General features: G+C 47.4%; 14 protein-coding genes. 7 read left to right on the top strand and 7 right to left on the bottom strand.

The features are described 5' to 3' along the window. Nucleotides 1–62: 62 nt before the first annotated feature. Nucleotides 63–1,055, bottom strand: coding sequence for an aldo/keto reductase (locus ACYVK4_RS16465; RefSeq protein ID WP_461128613.1), 993 nt, complete (start codon nt 1,053–1,055; stop codon nt 63–65). A gap of 182 nt (nt 1,056–1,237) precedes the next feature. Continuing rightward, nucleotides 1,238–3,916 carry an MGH1-like glycoside hydrolase domain-containing protein gene (locus ACYVK4_RS16460; RefSeq protein ID WP_461128612.1) on the bottom strand — a complete coding sequence of 893 codons (2,679 nt, stop codon included), beginning with the start codon at nt 3,914–3,916 and terminating at the stop codon, nt 1,238–1,240. A 409-nt stretch (nt 3,917–4,325) separates the two neighbouring features. Between ACYVK4_RS16460 and ACYVK4_RS16455 the strand changes: the two genes are divergently transcribed. Further along, nucleotides 4,326–4,544: a VF530 family protein gene (locus ACYVK4_RS16455; protein ID WP_461128611.1), complete on the top strand. Its 219-nt coding sequence runs from the start codon at nt 4,326–4,328 to the stop codon at nt 4,542–4,544. 91 nt (nt 4,545–4,635) lie between these two features. Here ACYVK4_RS16455 and ACYVK4_RS16450 read toward each other — a convergent pair whose 3' ends face one another. Together ACYVK4_RS16450 and ACYVK4_RS16445 are read right to left on the bottom strand one after the other, a co-directional pair. Beyond that, a complete protein-coding gene (locus tag ACYVK4_RS16450) occupies nt 4,636–5,868 on the bottom strand; it encodes a TlpA family protein disulfide reductase (protein ID WP_461128610.1) in 1,233 nt (410 codons plus the stop codon). Between the two features lie 286 nt (nt 5,869–6,154). Then, entirely contained in the window at nt 6,155–7,033 is an 879-nt protein-coding gene (locus tag ACYVK4_RS16445) for a PfkB family carbohydrate kinase (protein ID WP_461128609.1), read from the bottom strand. A gap of 283 nt (nt 7,034–7,316) precedes the next feature. On the opposite strand from ACYVK4_RS16445, the gene ACYVK4_RS16440 reads away from it, so the two are divergent. From ACYVK4_RS16440 to ACYVK4_RS16415, 6 genes are all read left to right on the top strand, one after another. Further along, nucleotides 7,317–7,937: a TetR/AcrR family transcriptional regulator gene (locus ACYVK4_RS16440; protein ID WP_461128608.1), complete on the top strand. Its 621-nt coding sequence runs from the start codon at nt 7,317–7,319 to the stop codon at nt 7,935–7,937. A 196-nt stretch (nt 7,938–8,133) separates the two neighbouring features. Then, on the top strand, nt 8,134–8,595 hold the full coding sequence (locus ACYVK4_RS16435) for a phosphatidylglycerophosphatase A family protein (protein WP_461128607.1): 462 nt from the start codon (nt 8,134–8,136) through the stop codon (nt 8,593–8,595). 4 nt (nt 8,596–8,599) lie between these two features. Next, nucleotides 8,600–8,977: a GtrA family protein gene (locus ACYVK4_RS16430; protein WP_461128606.1), complete on the top strand. Its 378-nt coding sequence runs from the start codon at nt 8,600–8,602 to the stop codon at nt 8,975–8,977. An 86-nt stretch (nt 8,978–9,063) separates the two neighbouring features. Further along, a complete protein-coding gene (locus tag ACYVK4_RS16425) occupies nt 9,064–11,541 on the top strand; it encodes a DUF5686 and carboxypeptidase-like regulatory domain-containing protein (protein WP_461128605.1) in 2,478 nt (825 codons plus the stop codon). 19 nt (nt 11,542–11,560) lie between these two features. Further along, on the top strand, nt 11,561–12,856 hold the full coding sequence (locus tag ACYVK4_RS16420) for a DUF4833 domain-containing protein (RefSeq protein ID WP_461128604.1): 1,296 nt from the start codon (nt 11,561–11,563) through the stop codon (nt 12,854–12,856). Nucleotides 12,857–12,886: 30 nt separating this feature from the next. Next, nucleotides 12,887–13,822 (top strand): phosphatase PAP2 family protein, encoded by a 936-nt coding sequence (locus ACYVK4_RS16415; RefSeq protein WP_461128603.1) that lies wholly within the window; start codon nt 12,887–12,889, stop codon nt 13,820–13,822. A gap of 506 nt (nt 13,823–14,328) precedes the next feature. On the opposite strand, the gene ACYVK4_RS16410 is transcribed toward ACYVK4_RS16415, so the two are convergent. The 3 genes from ACYVK4_RS16410 to ACYVK4_RS16400 all read right to left on the bottom strand — a co-directional run bounded on the left by ACYVK4_RS16410 (nt 14,329) and on the right by ACYVK4_RS16400 (nt 17,263). After that, a complete protein-coding gene (locus tag ACYVK4_RS16410) occupies nt 14,329–14,517 on the bottom strand; it encodes a DUF4177 domain-containing protein (RefSeq protein ID WP_461128602.1) in 189 nt (62 codons plus the stop codon). Nucleotides 14,518–15,432: 915 nt separating this feature from the next. Next, nucleotides 15,433–15,915: a hypothetical protein gene (locus ACYVK4_RS16405; RefSeq protein WP_461128601.1), complete on the bottom strand. Its 483-nt coding sequence runs from the start codon at nt 15,913–15,915 to the stop codon at nt 15,433–15,435. A gap of 553 nt (nt 15,916–16,468) precedes the next feature. Next, nucleotides 16,469–17,263 carry a hypothetical protein gene (locus ACYVK4_RS16400; RefSeq protein WP_461128600.1) on the bottom strand — a complete coding sequence of 265 codons (795 nt, stop codon included), beginning with the start codon at nt 17,261–17,263 and terminating at the stop codon, nt 16,469–16,471. Nucleotides 17,264–17,502: the final 239 nt, after the last annotated feature.

Genomic DNA, 17,502 nt, shown 5'->3' with positions numbered 1-17,502 from the left:
TGACGTTTATACAGGGTGAACGGGCCACTTTAGCTGTGAACGGATCACCCGCGTTCAGTATTCTATTGATCGATCCATGTCATGCCTACCGAATCATAGCGATCACCGGTTTCCGTTCCCAGCGGGACGATAGCCTCAATTCGAGCCAATTCTTCTGCTGTCAGGATAATACCGGCAGCCTCCATGTTCTGCTCTACATAACGAACACGCTTGGTACCCGGAATGGCTAAAAAACCTTTTGACGTAACCCAGGCAATCGCTAGCTGGGAGGGAGTGATTCCTTTTTCGTCGGCCAGATTTTTTAATTCATTGACGAGTTCAATGTTTTTATAAAAGGCCTCTCCCTGAAAACGGGGTATACTTCGTCGGAAATCATCGGCGGCAAAATCGTCGGGGGTTTTGATATCTCCCGAAATAAACCCCCGGCCCAAAGGTGAATAAGCCACAAACCCGATGCCTAGTTCCTGTAGCGTATCCAGTATGCCCGCATTTTCGACACCTCGTTCAAAGAGCGAATACTCCGTTTGCACGGCCGACAACGGATGAATCTGGTGCGCCTTTCGGATGGTGGCAGATGACACTTCGGACAGGCCGATGTAGCCAACTTTGCCTTCTTTTACCATGTCGGACATAGCCCCTACGGTTTCTTCAATGGGAGTATTGGGGTCGAGCCGGTGCAGATAATACAAGTCGATGTAATCGGTACCGAGGTTTTTCAGTGACCGTTCAAGGGCTTTTCTGACATAGTCCGGTCTCCCGTTAAATTGCCACGTCAGCTGCTCCTGATCGTCGATCTCGAAGCCGAACTTGGTGGCAATGATGTACTGTTCCCGTTTGCCTTTGATGGCTTTGGCAATGAGCCGTTCGTTCAGCATTGGACCGTACAAATCGGCCGTATCCAGAAAATTGCCGCCTAACTCCAGCGACCGGTGAATGGTCGCGATGGATTCTGCTTCATCAGCTTTCCCGTAAATATCGGACCCGGCAATCGGGGTCATACCCATGCAGCCTAATCCGACGGTGGGCACTATGAGACCCTGACTTCCTAAATTCATTGTTTGACTACGTTTCATAACCTGTCTCTATTGTTCAAAAATTTCTGAGACAAAGGTCAGGTACGGTGAACGTCAATCTGTAGCCAAACTTCGGATTGTTGTAGCCGGAATTGGGCATCCTGAAAGCTCTTCAATCCTGCGCATAACTTAAAAAAGCCGGACTTCTCAGCCCGGCTTTCCGTTTACTTTTCCGTTCCCACCGCCAGTTCATGCGGTTGTGACTGATATTTATATAAATACTCGATCAGGTCGGCAACGAGCCCCGTCCACCCGGTTTGGTGGTTGGCCCCAAGACCCATCCCATTATCTCCATTAAAATATTCGTAAAAGAGATACAGTCCCTGGAAGTGCGGGTCGTTCTGCATCTTCTTATCAGCGCCGAAAGCGGCAATGCGCCCCGATTCGTCGCGACGGAAGATGTTCAGCAACCGCTCAATAACGAGTAAGGTCGCATCTTTCACGCTCATCACGTGGCCTGAGTTGGTTGGGTACTCGATCTCGAAATCATCGCCGTAATATTGGTAAAACTTCAAAAGCGAGTCGATAAGCAGGAAGTTTACCGGGAACCAGATCGGGCCACGCCAGTTGGAATTACCACCGAACATGCTCATTTCTGATTCGGCCGCTACGTAACGAACCTGGAAAATCTCGCTGTTCAGCTCGAACTGATACGGCATCTTTTCGTGGTATTTCGACAGTGCCCGGATGCCATAATCAGACAGGAACTCCGTCTCATCGAACATTCGTTTCAGGATCATCTTCATCCGGTGGCCACGCAGCAGACTTAGCAAGTGAGTTTCGCCCTTTCCCGGTTCATGCCAGCGCGATACCAGCGAGGCCAGGTCGGGTCGGTTTGTGAGCACCCACTCCACCCGGCGTTTGAAGTCGGGGAGTTGCGAGAGGAGCGATTCATCCAGAATCTCTACGGCAAACAGGGGTATCAGCCCTACCATTGAGCGGATTTTCAGCAAACGCGCATTATGGTCGGGCATGTGCAGCACATCGTAGTAGAACTGATCAACTTCGTCCCATAGGCTGATATTCTGCCGACCGAGGTTGTTCATGGCGGAGGCAATGTGCAGGAAGTGCTCGAAGAACTTACTGGCCATGTCCTGATAGGAGGGCCGCGTCAGTGAAATCTCGCAGGCAATCCGCAACATATTCAGCGTGTACATGGCCATCCAGCCGGTGCCATCGGCCTGTTCGATACGCCCGCCCATGGGCAGGGGCTGGCTGCGGTCAAACACACCAATGTTATCCAGCCCGAGGAAGCCCCCACCAAAGATGTTATTGCCCGATACGTCTTTGCGGTTAACCCACCAGGTAAAGTTCAGCAGCAGCTTATGGAAAACCCGCTCCAAAAAGTTCACATCGCCCACGCCATTCTGCTCCTTATCAATCTCGTACACTTTCCAGGTCGCCCAGGCGTGAACGGGAGGGTTCACATCGCCAAAATTCCATTCGTAAGCCGGAATCTGGCCGTTGGGGTGCATGTAGTATTCGCGCAGAATAACCGCCAGCTGCCGCTTGGCAAAGTGGGGGTCGAGCCGGGCCAATGTAAGCGTGTGGAAGGCCAGATCCCAAGCGGCAAACCAGGGATATTCCCATTTATCGGGCATCGACAGAATGTTGGCAGTGTACATATGCCGCCAGTTTTCATTCCGGGCGTATACCCGCCCCTGGAAGGGGACCGGCATTTTAGGATCGCCTTTGAGCCATTCGTTGACGTTGTAATAATAAAACTGCTTGCTCCACAACATGCCTGCGTAGGCCTGACGCTGAATTGCCCGCAGTTCGGCATCGGCCACATTTTTTTGCAATTCGCCGTAGAAGGCATTGGCTTCGTCCACGCGATTATCCCAGATTTCGTCGAAATCAGCAAAGGGACTAATCAGCGTCGTCTGGTCACTGAAACGCAGCCGGATGCTTACGCTCTCGCCCGCCGGTACTTTCCGGGTATATTGGGCGGAGGCTTTTGTTCCGATCTGGTTTGGATTGATGAATGACTTTTTGCCACCCGAAACAATGTAATTGTTAATGCCGTCTTTTGGGTATTTCGCCACGTTGGGTCGCCCATAAAGCCGTTCCGAATTGGTATCGTTATCGCAGAAAAGTAAGGCGTCAGCCTCTTCGCAGTATAACTTGTATTTACCGAGTTGCTTATGGTTGACCTCAATCTGGTTGTTGGCAATCCCATTCAGCATTGGCCGGGCGTTGTACTGTTCGTAACCCCACGACCAGGTATTCCGAAACCAGATGGTGGGCAGCAGGGTCAGGGGAGCCTCTTTGGCAGAACGGTTGTGCGCTGTAATCTTCACCAGCCAGCCGTTCTGCGCATCTTTGGCGTACTCGATAAAAATGTCGAAATACTCATCCTGATCAAAGATGCCGGTATCTGTCAGCTCAAACTCGGGCTCCTGCCGACTACGCCGGGTCGATTCAATGACCAGACGGTTGTAAGGAAACTCCTGCTGAGGGTATTTATACAGCATTTTCATGTAGGAGTGCGTGGGCGTACTATCCAGATAATAGTACAGTTCCTTCACGTCCTCACCATGATTACCTTCAGGGCCATTCAGCCCAAACAGCCTTTCTTTGAGGATATTATCTTTATGGTTCCAAAAGACCAATGCAAAACAGATATGGCCTTTGTTATCAGAAATACCGCCGATGCCTTCTTCTCCCCACCGGTAAGCACGGGAGCGGGCCATGTCGTGGCTAACGAAATTCCAGGCGTCCCCATAGGGGCTGTAATCCTCCCGAACAGTGCCCCAGGCACGCTCAGAAAGATAGGGCCCCCATTTTTTCCAACCTTTATTGTCGGCTCGTTCGTAGATACGTTCGCGTTCAGCAGTAGGCATATGGTAGTCAGTAATTGTAAACTTGTACGGTGAGCAGGAATAATAGTTGATTCATTCGAGCATCAAATATAAGGTGAACACCCTGTTTTACAGGGAAAATATAGTGTATTTACATGAATCAGGCAGCTAAATTTTCAGGTCAATTAATTGATGAACAAGCAATAGCTGTGGTCGCATAGATGGTAGTTTCTAATAATATCAGTTAAATGAAAAGAATACCCCCTGTTATGCATTAGACTCCATATTTTTAGCAAGCCACATTAAATTGATTGTAGGCCTTAGTTTGATTCTGTATATCAATTAATTATCCTCTTTCTTAACGGTTGGCCCTGCTGTATGTTTACAAACAGGCATGGATTATTGCATTATTTCTGATAAAGTTCGTCGATATATTTGCGTTTTTTGTACCATGAACGCACAGCCCAATAACCCGCTTCACGGAAAAACGCTTGAATCTATACTGACTGAATTAGTCGCGCATTATGGCTGGGAGCGATTAGGACAGAAAATTAGAATTAACTGCTTTGTGAGTAACCCAAGCATTAAGTCAAGTCTGACGTTTCTGCGGAAGACCGAATGGGCCCGGAAGCAGGTTGAAGAATTGTATATCCAAACAACGGAACGCTGATTATTATGATTTTTTTGATCGTTGTATGATTCAAGGATGGCTCTAAATAATAGTATCTGTTCGTATAATTTTTAAAAAGCAGTGGGTTGTTTTATTCTGCTACTAATTTCAAAATGTCTTCCAGAATGGCATCGGTCATGCTTGGCCGCTTGGCGTTGGCATCGGCAACCTGCCCTTTCTTATTAATTAAAATATAGCGGGGAATGCTCTGAATGCCGAAATACTGGACAGTTCGCGAATTCCAGCCTCCTTTTGAGAAACCCTGTTCTCCGGATAACTGAAGCGAATTCAGCGCTCGTTTCCAGACGGTTTCCGTGTCATCAATGGATAGATACAGAAAAACGACCTGCTCTTTCTGTTTCTTTGTCAGCCTTTCCTGAAGTTGTTTTGAATAGGGAAACTCAGCCCGGCATGGGCCGCACCAACTTGCCCATACATCCAGATACACGACTTTCCCCTTGAAGTCATCGAGCGTGACGGGGTCACCGTTCAGGTTGGCAAAGGAAAATGTTTTAGGGTCTATATCCCGTTTTTTCGCGGCTGCCACAACGGGTTCATCTTGGCGAGCCATTACGTCACCACACCGGGCTTTCACCACGTTTGCATAGCCCGTTGGGTTAGGTGTTTTACCCAACAGGTCAAAAACCGTCCGGACGGAGGAAGGAGTGGCTTTGTCGCAGTTTTCGACCAATACCCTGGCGAGCGCATATTGATAGGTGTTGCCGCTGAGTTGCTGACGGGCAAATGCCGCTTTGTCGGTCAGGCTATTCTGAATATCAGCAGTTGTGTACTTGGCGAAATTTCGGGCCTTAGAGTTGAAATAAGTGACGTAGAAGAACAGAAAGTTCTGGTACGGTTCGGCAGGAAGTGCCGATTCATCATTGACCTTCATGGTCGTCAGCTCGTCAGTCATAACGGACGGGAGCGACATGAGACTGGCCTGAGTAGTTTGAGCATTACCCCGTATGACCGGATAGGCCAGTAGCAGATGCCAGTAATTCCAGCGAATGCAGGCTTCAACGTATTGTTTGAAACCCGCTGAAAACTGGTCGGCCTTAGGGTAAGCTTTGTAGAAGGTCATCTGAGCTTTCCGGGCATCAAAAAGATTCATTTCCCAGGCATCGAGGCCGGATGTGCTCAATTTGGCGTACTGACTGGTTGGGTCAAAGTTGGCTTTGAACTTTGCGTTGAATTCGGTTAGGAACGCTCTGTCGGCCTCCGCCGTAAATAACGCTTCAGGTTGTGGTCCCTGATAGATGGATTGGGCGAATGTCTGTACAGATCCCAATAAAAAAAGCAGAAGCGTAATGCGGAGGAACGTCATGAGTTTCGGACAGAAAGTTTATGTTCCCTGGCAGGCTGTAAACGGGTTGTGCTTCGCAGTATACAGCCTGCCAGGTGTGGTTTCCATACACTCGGTACGGGCAAACATCGTTCCAAAGCTCATTTGCTTATCCATGGAATTCCGCATTATCTTTTTAGGCTGACTAAGATTCCGGTCAGTCAGTAAGTATGTACAATAAGCGTATGTCCAGGGTACGGCCTGCAGGGATTAGCTTGTCCCTCCTTTTCTCAACGTAAAACCGGAAACGCGGCAAGCGATGAAAAATCTAACTGTATACTGGCTGTCCCAGCAGGGCGTTTACTAAGGCGGGTGAGCCTGCATATGGACCGGAAGAACCCACTTTTAAAGTAGCCAGCGCGGCACCAAACTCTCCGGCTTCCTGAATCTGGCTGCCCTGTACCCGTTTCCATAGATAACCCGCCATGTACGTATCGCCACACCCGGTGGCATCAACCACAGCAGTTGGTTTGAAGGCGGGTATTTCGTAAAAAGTACCATCGCTGTAAACCAGTGACCCCTCACTGCCCAGCGTAATAATTACTTCCCGAACGCCCAGATCCGCCAGGTACATGGCCCCATCTCTGGGTTTTGTGCGACCGGTTACGACTTCCATCTCCGATTCATTGGCCTTCAAAATGCTTACATAGGGGAGTACACGCTTCTTGGCAGCCCAGTCTTCATAAACAACTTTTTTATGCCATACACGCCGTAAATAACCCTGAATATCCAACGAGATTAATCCTCTTTTAGACAATTCAATGATTAAACCGACTGGGATGTCATCAGAAAGGAGAGGTCCCAGATGAAATACCTTGGCGGTTATCTGGGGCATAAGCGAGGAGCTGAATGGAGAGGCCTTCCGGAGAACCTGTTGCTCCCGGTGGTTCTGGTCGGCGCTGTAACTATTTTGAAAGTAAACCGTATGCTCACTGGGCAGCGTATAAATGTCAACGCCCTCAGCCCGCAGATCATCTACGATCTGGTGATCCTGCTGCGCCAGCGCGGTAATAAGTTTATACTCAATGTCAGCGTGTAAAAGCGTTTTGGAAAAATAGAAAGAGGTACCACCGGGCATGTAGGTGACTGATTGGGGGGTGACAACCTTGTCCAGGGAGATATGGCCAATTGTGCAAATGTCGATCATATTGGTGTCTAGCCTTATAAACAGACTGCGTTTAAACGATGAAAAGTGTGTTCCGAGGAAGTTTAAATTCCGTTGAATGGTGGTTAAGGCCTCTTGTGGAAAAAATGTATTGGCTAACGTTAGTTTAGCGCATATTGGTTTAGAGTAACGTGTTCGGTCCGGTCATGTTCATAATAATATTATATAATGAGTTGTTTTAATCATGTCATTTAAACAATTGATTAAAACATTTGACAAATGTAATTAAGTCCTTGTATCTTTGCAGCATACTAGTGCGGTAAAGATGAAATCTGTTAGTTCAACCGAAGAGAAAATAAAGGAAGCGGCCCGTAAAGTTTTTATGGAAAAAGGCTTTAGTGGTGCCACAACCCGCGACATCTCCAGGGAAGCTGGTCTGAACTGTGCCTTGATGAATTACTACTTCCGATCCAAGGAAAAGTTGTTCACAACAGTTTTTGAAGAAATGCTTCAGCTTTTCTTTCAGGGTATGAGCACCGTGCTCAATAAGCCCATTAGCCTGAAAGAGAAAATTATTGAGTTGATTGAACATGATTTTCAGATGTTTAAGCGTAACCCCAGCTTATGCATCTTTGTTTTGAATGAGTTTCACCGTGACCCGGATCATTTGATGAATGTGCTGCTGGCCGCCAAAAACCAATCGGTAACCCTGTTTGACCGGCAGCTTAAAGAGGCTATCCAACAGGGCAGCGTTCGGCCTGTGAAAACCGAGCATATCATGGGTCTTTTGTTGTCAAATACCCAGTTCATTTTTTTGAGCAGAGGCATCACGATGAATAACTGGAAAATGGATGATGACGCCTTTAACACCTTTGCGGAGGAACATAAAAAGCTCATTACCCAAATGATTATCAGCTTTTTATTTGTGGCTGATCCGGGGCCTTAGGCCTTTAAACAAGTTGTTAAACTAATTGGTGGTCATTGGGTTAGTAAAGTAACATTCACTTCACAAGTGTAGAAGAGTGTTAAGTACATTTCCCCGACCGTTCCCCTGATTCGTATTCCAGTTACAGTTCACCAACCGAAAGAGTCCATTACGTAAATCAATCCGTATATCTGATTGGTAAAAAGGGACAGATTCTATGCACAAACTCATTGCTACCGGCTTAGGGATTGGCTACATCCGAAAAGGAGGGGGTACAGTGGCTTCGCTGGTCTGTTGTGGAATCTGGTACCTCGCTCAGCCAACGGCCATCCGCCCCGATAGCTTCGCCTTCTTTTTGCCTGCCGTGCTCACCCTCATTCTTACTGGTGTCGGTATCTGGTCGGCCAACGTGGTTGAAGGGGAGTGGGGTAAAGACAGTTATCGGGTGGTGATTGACGAAGTAGCGGGGATGTGCTTAAGTCTGCTCTTTATTCCGGTGAACGAAAAAAGCCTGCTGGCGGGTCTTATTCTGTTTCGCCTGTTCGATATTTTCAAGCCATTGGGTATCCGAAAGCTTGAAAAAATCAGGGGGGGATGGGGCGTGATGCTGGATGATCTCCTGGCGGGTCTTTACACAAACATACTGTTGCAGCTGGCTGTTTTGGCTGGCTTTTTATAAACCTATGCAGACATTCCTTAAAGTACAGGCTACCTCGCTCATGGCTACCGGAGTCGATTTCCTGACCACAATCATGTGCGTCAGGCTATTCCATTTCTGGTACATGTCGGCCAGTGTCAGTGGCGCCGTTGGGGGAGGAGTGGCCAGTTTTCTGATTTCAAAAAAGTGGACGTTTGCCAGCAGTGATCAGCCCGTTGGCTCACAGTTCTCGCGATTCGTCCTTGTCTGGCTGGGAAATGCCGGGGCTAATGCCTCCGGACTGTTCATTGCCACGCATTTTCTGGGCATCCAGTATCTGGTTGCCAAAACCGCCGTAGGCATACTGGTCGGTGTGAGTTACAATTATTTTTTGCAGAAAGACTTCGTCTTCACTATGTCATGAATCATAAATTTCGTTGCACGACTTTTCAAACAGTCCTCTTATTCTGTGGGTTACTGTTTTTAAGTACAGGTTTAACCCGTGCGCAGATGACTACCGTTTCCGGGATTATTATAGATGGGGCCAACAATCAGCCTTTACCGTATGCCAACATCGTTTTCGTTGGTACTACCATCGGTACAACCACGAACGATAAAGGCGCTTACACGCTTTCGGCCAGCGGGAATTACTCGAAAGTGGCCATCTCGTTTATAGGGTACAGAACCATCACCAAAAACATTACACCCGGCTCCTCGCAGCAGTTGAATGTTCGGCTGGAGTCGGATTCCCAGCAATTAAATGAAGTCGTTATTCGAAGCGGCAAACGGGAGCGTTACCGGAACAAGAACAATCCGGCCGTGGAGCTGATCCGAAATGTCATTAGCCATAAAGAGCAAAACCAGATCGGGCACTATGCCTATGCTTCTTTTGAAGAATACGACAAATTACAATTCTCACTCAGCAGTCTATCCAGCAAAGTAACCGAGCGGAAAATCTTTCAGAAGTATCGTTTCCTGTTGAATAACCGGGATACGACGACCCTGCCCGGAAAATCATTGCTGCCTGTTTACCTAGAGGAAAAAGTAGCCGACAACTATTATCGCCGAAACCCGGAAAAGGAAAAGGTTATCGTAAAGGCGAAGAAACGCGTCGACTTTGGACAGTATTTTGATAACAATGGCCTCAGTTTGTACCTAAACCGGATGTATTCGAAAGTCGATATCTATTCGAATTCGATCTTCCTGATGACCAACCAGTTTCTTAGCCCCATTGCCAACAGTGCCCCTACGTTCTACCAGTATTTTCTGGGTGATACCGTTACGGTGGGAAATACCCGACTGGTAGGGCTGACCTTTGTACCGCGCAACGCCACCGATATGCTTTTCCAGGGCAAAATGTATGTAACGCTGGACAGTAACTTTGCGGTGCAGCGGATCAATTTGACGGTGAATCCAAAAATTAACCTCAACTGGGTACGGGAGTTACAGATTCGCCAGCAATTTGAACAGAACAGTGATGGCCGGTATTATCTCAGCAAAAGCGATCTGCTGGCCGACTTTGGCATAAGTAAAGGGAAGGGGGGAGGCATTTTTGGCCAGCGAACGTTATCCTACCGAAACTATAAAACCGATGAGGTGCACCCGGATGAGTTCTACAGCGGGCAGCCGCAGGTAGTACAGGCCGATGCCGCCACCAAGTCTGACCAGTTCTGGCAGACCAGCCGCCACGATTCGCTGTCATCGGCCGAATCGAAGGTCTACACGAACATCGACAGCCTGAAGCGGATGCCTTCGTTCCGCCGAACGATGGAAACGTTGACCTTTCTGCTGGCCGGGTATAAATCATTTGGTGCTTTTGAAGTCGGTCCGGCCAACACGTTCTATAGTTTCAACCCGGTGGAGGGGTTCCGGTTACGGCTGGGCGGACGTACCACCCCGGAACTTAGCAAACGATACTATGCGGAGACCTACGCGGCTTATGGCTTTAGAGACCAGCGCTGGAAGTATTTTTTGAGCGGTACGTATTCCATCAACAACAAGTCTATCTATCAGTTTCCGCAGAATTACGTTCGGGCAAGTTTTCAGCGCGACACGAAAATTCCGGGGCAGGAGCTTCAGTTTGTTCAGGAAGACAATTTTCTGCTTTCCTTCAAACGGGGTGTCAACGACAAATGGCTGTACAATGATACGTACCGGATCGACTATGTTCATGAGTTCGAGAACCACTTTTCCTACAGTATAGGCTTTAAAAACTGGCAGCAGGCACCCGCCGGGGCGCTTCAGTTTAAGCTGGTTGATGACAACGAAAATACACCGTCCCATTCGGTCATAACGTCCGAATTCTCGGTAGAAACGCGCTGGGCACCCAACGAGCAGTTCTTCCAGGGGAAAATTTACCGGGTTCCCATCGTTGGGCGCTATCCGGTCTATACACTGCGGTTCACGGCCGGGGTGAAAGGACTGCTCAACGGGGAGTACAACTATCAGAATTTAACGGGCAGCATCAGCAAACGCTTTATGTTGTCGCAGTTGGGGTATTCAAATGTAACGGTTCAGGGGGGCTATACCTTTGGGCAAGTGCCGTTTCCCTTGCTGACCATCCACCGGGCCAACCAAACGTATGCCTATCAGCTGAATTCGTACAACCTAATGAATTTTTTGGAATTTGTCAGCGACCATTACGCCAGCCTGAGTGTCGATCACTCGTTCAATGGATTTTTCTTTAACAAAGTACCGTTATTGAAAAAGCTCAAATGGCGGGAAGCGGTTTCGTTCAAAGCGCTCTACGGTGGGCTACGCGATCAGAACAACCCACGAGAGAATCCATCGTTGTATCAGTTTCCGGTCAATGCTTTGGGTATGCCAACCACCTATACATTAACCAAAACGCCCTACATCGAAGCCAGTGCGGGTGTTGCCAACGTATTCAAGTTTTTCCGGATCGATCTGGTCAAACGATTCAATTATTTAGATCATCCAAATGTATCGCAATGGGGGATTCGGGCCCGTGCCACATTTGATTTTTAACTCATTACGCCTATCTACCATGCAACCGGCAATTTCATTTCGTACCAGAGTTCAGTTAGGGATCTATACGGTTATCAATCCCTTCGTCAAGCTGTTGATTCGGCTGGGGCTCACGCCGAACATGGTCACGACCATTGGCTTGTTTTTAAACATCGGGGTCGCCGTTATTTTCATTTTGGGCGCTCAACGGGGCAACCGGGGCGATTTTAGCTACATCGGCTGGGCCGGAGCGCTGGTGTTGTTTGCCGGCCTGTTCGACATGCTCGACGGACAGGTGGCCCGTTTAGGCAAGATGAGTTCGCTTTCCGGCGCACTGTTCGATTCCGTCCTGGACCGATACAGTGAACTGATCATGTTTCTGGGAATTTGTTATTACCTGGTTTCCCACCATTATTTTCTGGGGTCACTGTTTGCCTTTATGGCGCTGATCGGCTCCATGATGGTTAGCTACACCCGCGCCCGCGCCGAAGGACTGGGTATCGAATGCAAAGGAGGACTCATGCAGCGGCCCGAGCGGGTTATTACCATTGGCGTATCGGCACTGGCGTGTGGATGCCTGGCGCCTTTGCTGGGTACGGACTTCAATATTTATCTGCCCGGTATTCCGGTACACATTTTTGAACCCATGTCCATTTTTACCCTGCCGCTAACGATCATGGCCTTTATGACCAATATAACGGCATACAACCGGCTGATGGACGCTAAAAAAGCACTGGATCAAAAGGAGAAGTCGGCTACCACGCGGCCAACTACGCTGTTGGTAGCATTAATCTTGGCAGGCGCTTCGCTGGGAAGTTCGGTGGAAGCTAAGGGGTTGACAGACACGCACCGGCAGGAGAAGCCGAAACTGATTTTTCCCGTACCGTCAAACATTCCCAACCAGTTATTTTACCTGCAACGAGACCCTAACGCCAATACAATCATTTGTACCCTGAACCTGAAAAATGGCCAGTTAGACAGAGAGGACCCTGTTCGCGTTTTCTGGATTCGGTATACAGAACAGAGCCAGGCAAAAGAGCTTTCGTACATCCAGCGCACGTTTGCCTATGGCATCAAGGCGCGGCCGCTCAAGAATAACGAATACGAATTAAACTTTGTGTCATACAAAAAACTGCCCCTCTACCTGGCCAAATCCGACCGCGATCAGGGGTATTATGTCTATGCCAATGTCAATCAGAAAAAGCTGATTCTGAAACGGCTGTACGTGCACATAGAAGAAGGAGGTACCCTTTGGGCACCCAACGTGAAATACATTCAGGTAGAAGGCATAAGTGTGTCGACCGGAGCAAATACCATCGAACGCATCCTGGTCTAAAACGGGAGCCGTTTTCTGAGCCTAAACAACATGACTCCCAATTCGTCCTTTGCCAGTCCATCCTTGTTCAGGCAGATCGTAACCCTCAGCCTTATCTCGCTGGGTTATTTATTCGTCTCTTTTTTACTGGTAGGGTTTAAGTCGGATCAACTCTTTCTGATCGCATTGGTCAACGGGCTCTATTTTGCCTCGCACCAAAGTCGTCGGTTCGTGATCGGCTTCTCTATTTTTATCGTGTACTGGATCGTTTTCGATTACATGAAAGCGTTTCCGAACTACCGCTACAACACCGTTCACATCGAATCGCTGTACTTGCTGGAAAAAAAACTGTTCGGTATTTCTGCCGGAACCTCCATTCTGACGCCCAACGAGTTCTGGCTGCTGCACCGGTCAACGTTTCTTGACATCCTGACGGGAGTTTTCTATTTGACCTGGGTGCCCATCCCGCTCCTGTTTGCCACTTATCTTTTCTTCACAGACCGGCCTTCTTTCTTTTCCTTCTCGCTGACGTTTGTGCTGGTCAACCTGCTGGGCTTCGTTGTCTATTACGTTTATCCAGCCGCACCACCCTGGTACGTGCAGGCCTATGGGTTCGACTTTCACCCGGCTACACCGGGCCATACCGCTGGATTAGCCAACTTCGACGGATATTTTGGGATTGGGCTGTTCCAGTCGATCTACGCTAAAAGCTCAAACGTATTTGCCGCCATGCCGTCGCTGCACTCGTCCTATCCGGTAATTGTGCTGTACTACGGGATAAAGAAGCGCCTGGGGCTGGTTAACCTGTTCTTTTTCGTCGTCATGGTCGGCATCTGGTTTTCGGCGATCTATACCAGTCATCATTATACGCTGGATGTGCTGGGCGGCATCACGTCGGCGCTGGTCGGCATCACACTCTTCAATCAACTGCGCAAAACAGCCTGGTTATCAGCCTTCATTCAACGATTGATGGTAATGACGTCTTAATGAAGGAAAACCCTATCCCTTGAACGAAGACTGTGGGGCTATTTATTTTAGAGCCAGACCTACACGAAACCTAAGTCATCACGGTTTATAGTTACATGCTTGTATTGGTGTACCCCGACCAACATTTCAGAAAGATAGTTGCCGCAGAGTTGGTGTCGGAGCCTGCCCGAATGCCCAATAAGAATTTCTGACTATCAATCTTGTCAGGGGCTTCAGCTTTAGATCACAATTACGGTGTTGGGACGAAAGCTTACTGTAAATTAGTCGCTGAAGATCATAACATACCCGTTTACGTTAGGCTGAGAGGTTGACTTCCAGGCGTGCAGCCTGTCGCCGTCGCCCTCAACCCGCCCTTGTACTCACACTTTGGACCCGCACCCAACGACTACGGGTGTTTATGGATATGAATGATCCTTTATACCCCTGTGGGTGATGGGATAAAATGCTGGCCTTCGGGGGCGGGCAACTTGTCGCTCCTAAAGCCGCCCACGGGGAGCGAAGACCTGCTAAATGTCTCGTTCAAAGAACAGGTAAATCGTTGATGAATCCGAGGACGCTGTGGAGACCAACCTGAACCCTTTTGATGCATATTCATCGAGTTTTGTTTGAGCTTCAGCTTTGGCTTCTTCGATAGCCTTATTTGAATCGAATCCTAATTGGACGTAACGCACGATTTCAACTTTATACTCTTTCATTTGCTTACAAATTTACTGGTTCTGTTCATTCGTTTATTTGGTGTACTTGCCCGGTCTCAGAATCGCCCGACTTGGGATTGCAACCTATGGACCAATACCTGTCACCTAAGCACTACTTGCATGGGCCACTCAACGCCCCAGGGTGCTGATGGTGCACCGCAAGACAAGCCAAACTCAGGTACGTGACAGCATTTGCACCTCCTTTCCGTTGGGCTGCCATATTGAACGCGCCGAGTGATTCCTGTCAGAGGTAAGTGAACCCCGCAGCGCTAATCAAACAAGCATACAACCAAACAAGCCGTGAGAGGCTCTGGCTTATTCGGCCGAGGATGTCAAGCCGACCTAACACGTTTCGCTCCTTTGGCGCAGAAGTAGGAAAGCGTTAACAGGACTATACTACCTACGAACAGCCTGGAAATAATGGAAATATTAACGTGGCTGATTAGGAGAACCACCGTGTTTATAGCTAACCAAAAGCCGATGATCAAAGCTATTATTGTCGTAATATTTAATAGAAGCCGCATATTCATGTGAAGTTGAGTTGTAAAATGCGATTAAGGTGATCAATAACCTTGATTTATCAAAACAGGCCCTTTTCTCGTTCTGTCCACGATTGATCAACCTGTCCAGCCGGGCGTGATACGCCATACAAAACGCGCTGTTAGCCGGGCATCAAACTGTCAAAAGGTACGTGAAAATCGACAAAGAACGCTTATTAAAAATTCGTTACCCTGTGGACCGAAACACGCCCAAGCCATCGACTTGAACGCGTTACACAACGCTTCAAAGGCTGATGTAGTGGGAAATTACGCTGGACAACAAACGTAACGTTAACCTTAACACCCTTTGCTTGTTGGTCTGAAAATTCTTATCTGGGACGCGTTACGTGTCGACGGGAAACTGCCCGTTTTTACTTTACAGATTAATGAGGTTAGTATTAATTCGTAAATTTTCTAAGCTCCAATTGATGCCCCTTAAAATAATCTCTCGACTAATTGGCTTGGAAAAATTGTAAGCAACTTCCCATTTTTTACTTTTTAACTCGGAGAGACTTGTGTTTTTTGTCACTGTCCATCCAGACAAGTCTTGAGTGTGTGCTTTGGTGATTTTCATATACTGCCGCCCTTTAAATTCGAAACTTTCCAAGTGGAAAGCTGAAATGTATTGGTCGGATAAATCATAGATTAAAAATAGTTCACTTGTATCTTCTTCAACAAGAGACTTCCAATAATTCAGCAAATCCCTAAAAATATCCTTTACTGATAATTCATATTCACCATTCTCATTATTCTTAATTTCGAGAAAATCGGCAACATAGTAGAAATCCGATTTTTGAATTGAATTATCCGTAATTATGATAATATCGGTCGTCTGAAAATCAAATAAAAATCTTATCATTCTTCAAATAAAACCGTTTCTACGACGCTTGGCTTATCACACGAAACCTGCTCAATGAACCCAATCGTTTACCTGTCGGGGTGGCTCCAATGTCGCCCGTAACCCGCCTTTAACCCCCATTGTGGACCCGTACCCAACGACCGCGAGGGCTGATGGTGGGTGCAAAACTCGACTGAACACACGTACCTGACCTTTACACACCCGTTTGGTTGGGCTGCCAGATTTTCTTCGGGACGTGCTGCCTGTCACCGGACTGCTACCCATCTGGGCAGTAATAAAGCTATGTTTCTCTATGAAAAACTCAATTGTCATTTTTCTTTTTTTCTTCAGCTTCGATTAGCGGTTCATGCCATTTCCACAATTCTTCCAATGTTTCAAAGTTATTTGGTATTGGGTTACTCTTTCTAAATGCTTCTTTCGGTGAAAGCGGTTGATAGTGGCTGAAGTAGCTTTCACTTGTTCTTCTTGGATTATAAGCTAAAGAAGAACCAAAGTAATTATCAGTAATATCATAGTGATGTGAATGGATAAACCCGTTCCATCGCTGCCTGAGTTATTCTTCTGGGGTTATGTCAATAACTTCAAACTGCTCCATAGCTCTATCATCTGGAGTTCCCCATGCGTAGTTTAAAAGTTTGACAGCTTCAACGTCAGAAACCGGCGCACCATAGCCAAAAATTGTTGCGCGTACAGTTCCACTATCTTTACTGAGCCAGTGTTTTACTCTTTCCCATTCGATATTTATGAACTCATCGTCCGTATAGTTCTTTTGTTCAACTGGGTAGAGAAGTTTTGTGGGTTCCAGCAAGCCGCCATCTCTTCTAACTTGCATTCCAACGGGGCCGCAACGCTTATCCTCCTTACTGTAGCCAATTGCTACGTTCCCGTGTAAAAATGAAAGATGAGGTATGTCCTTTGTGAACCTTCTATTTCTTGACCATGCCTGAAAAAGAAAAGGATCCCAATTAAAAGTAGCAATCAAATCTTTACTTCTTAGAGACAATACCATGTAATCATAGATGGTAGGTTCATTTGGCAATTCCATATTACCAAAATATTCTTTAATCCTGTTTTCAATTTCTACAAGAATTTCAGAATCTGGGCTTTCTCTATGTAAATTACCGTATAGTTTTTCAAAGTTGTTAGCACGTAAGTTTGCAGGAACTTCCTCGACTAAATCGTCAAGACCAACTAAGTCAATAAAATTATCCATAGAAGGAAGGCGTTTACCATTTCGCTCCGCATTCCTATATGTTGAAGCAATGCTGGCTCCTGCCCCCAAAATTACTACATGTCCCCCCCCACTATAAACTTGATTAATGCCTTCTTCTTTGGTCATTCCTGCCATTGCTGATACCAGTTTTTTTAGAAAACAACTTACTGATTAAATAAATATTTCGGAATCTACATTGAAGCTGCGACTGAGCCTGCTTTATCATTACGTTTCTCGTGTCAAACGCAACCCGACTACCTTGTTAAAGCCCGGCTATCGGGCGTTTACTCTGTCAGCCGAAAGCTGAAAATGAAAGCCCAAAAAGCTTGCCTGTCGAGCAGTGCAACCTGTCGCCGAAACGCTGGCAAACAATC

The organism is Spirosoma aerophilum, assembly GCF_054782495.1.
Note: the sequence above shows the minus strand (reverse complement) of the source record. Positions and strands in the feature narration are given on the sequence as shown.

Bases quoted from the DNA above. Each gene is read 5' to 3' on its own strand.
- ACYVK4_RS16410 (WP_461128602.1), bottom strand. From the start codon at position 14,517: ATGAAAGAGTATAAAGTTGAAATCGTGCGTTACGTCCAATTAGGATTC.
- ACYVK4_RS16445 (WP_461128609.1), bottom strand. From the start codon at position 7,033: ATGATCGACATTTGCACAATTGGCCATATCTCCCTGGACAAGGTTGTC.
- ACYVK4_RS16455 (WP_461128611.1), top strand. From the start codon at position 4,326: ATGAACGCACAGCCCAATAACCCGCTTCACGGAAAAACGCTTGAATCT.
- ACYVK4_RS16420 (WP_461128604.1), top strand. From the start codon at position 11,561: ATGCAACCGGCAATTTCATTTCGTACCAGAGTTCAGTTAGGGATCTAT.
- ACYVK4_RS16460 (WP_461128612.1), bottom strand. From the start codon at position 3,916: ATGCCTACTGCTGAACGCGAACGTATCTACGAACGAGCCGACAATAAA.
- ACYVK4_RS16435 (WP_461128607.1), top strand. From the start codon at position 8,134: ATGCACAAACTCATTGCTACCGGCTTAGGGATTGGCTACATCCGAAAA.
- ACYVK4_RS16465 (WP_461128613.1), bottom strand. From the start codon at position 1,055: ATGAATTTAGGAAGTCAGGGTCTCATAGTGCCCACCGTCGGATTAGGC.
- ACYVK4_RS16425 (WP_461128605.1), top strand. From the start codon at position 9,064: ATGACTACCGTTTCCGGGATTATTATAGATGGGGCCAACAATCAGCCT.
- ACYVK4_RS16440 (WP_461128608.1), top strand. From the start codon at position 7,317: ATGAAATCTGTTAGTTCAACCGAAGAGAAAATAAAGGAAGCGGCCCGT.
- ACYVK4_RS16400 (WP_461128600.1), bottom strand. From the start codon at position 17,263: ATGGCAGGAATGACCAAAGAAGAAGGCATTAATCAAGTTTATAGTGGG.
- ACYVK4_RS16415 (WP_461128603.1), top strand. From the start codon at position 12,887: ATGACTCCCAATTCGTCCTTTGCCAGTCCATCCTTGTTCAGGCAGATC.
- ACYVK4_RS16430 (WP_461128606.1), top strand. From the start codon at position 8,600: ATGCAGACATTCCTTAAAGTACAGGCTACCTCGCTCATGGCTACCGGA.
- ACYVK4_RS16450 (WP_461128610.1), bottom strand. From the start codon at position 5,868: ATGACGTTCCTCCGCATTACGCTTCTGCTTTTTTTATTGGGATCTGTA.
- ACYVK4_RS16405 (WP_461128601.1), bottom strand. From the start codon at position 15,915: ATGATAAGATTTTTATTTGATTTTCAGACGACCGATATTATCATAATT.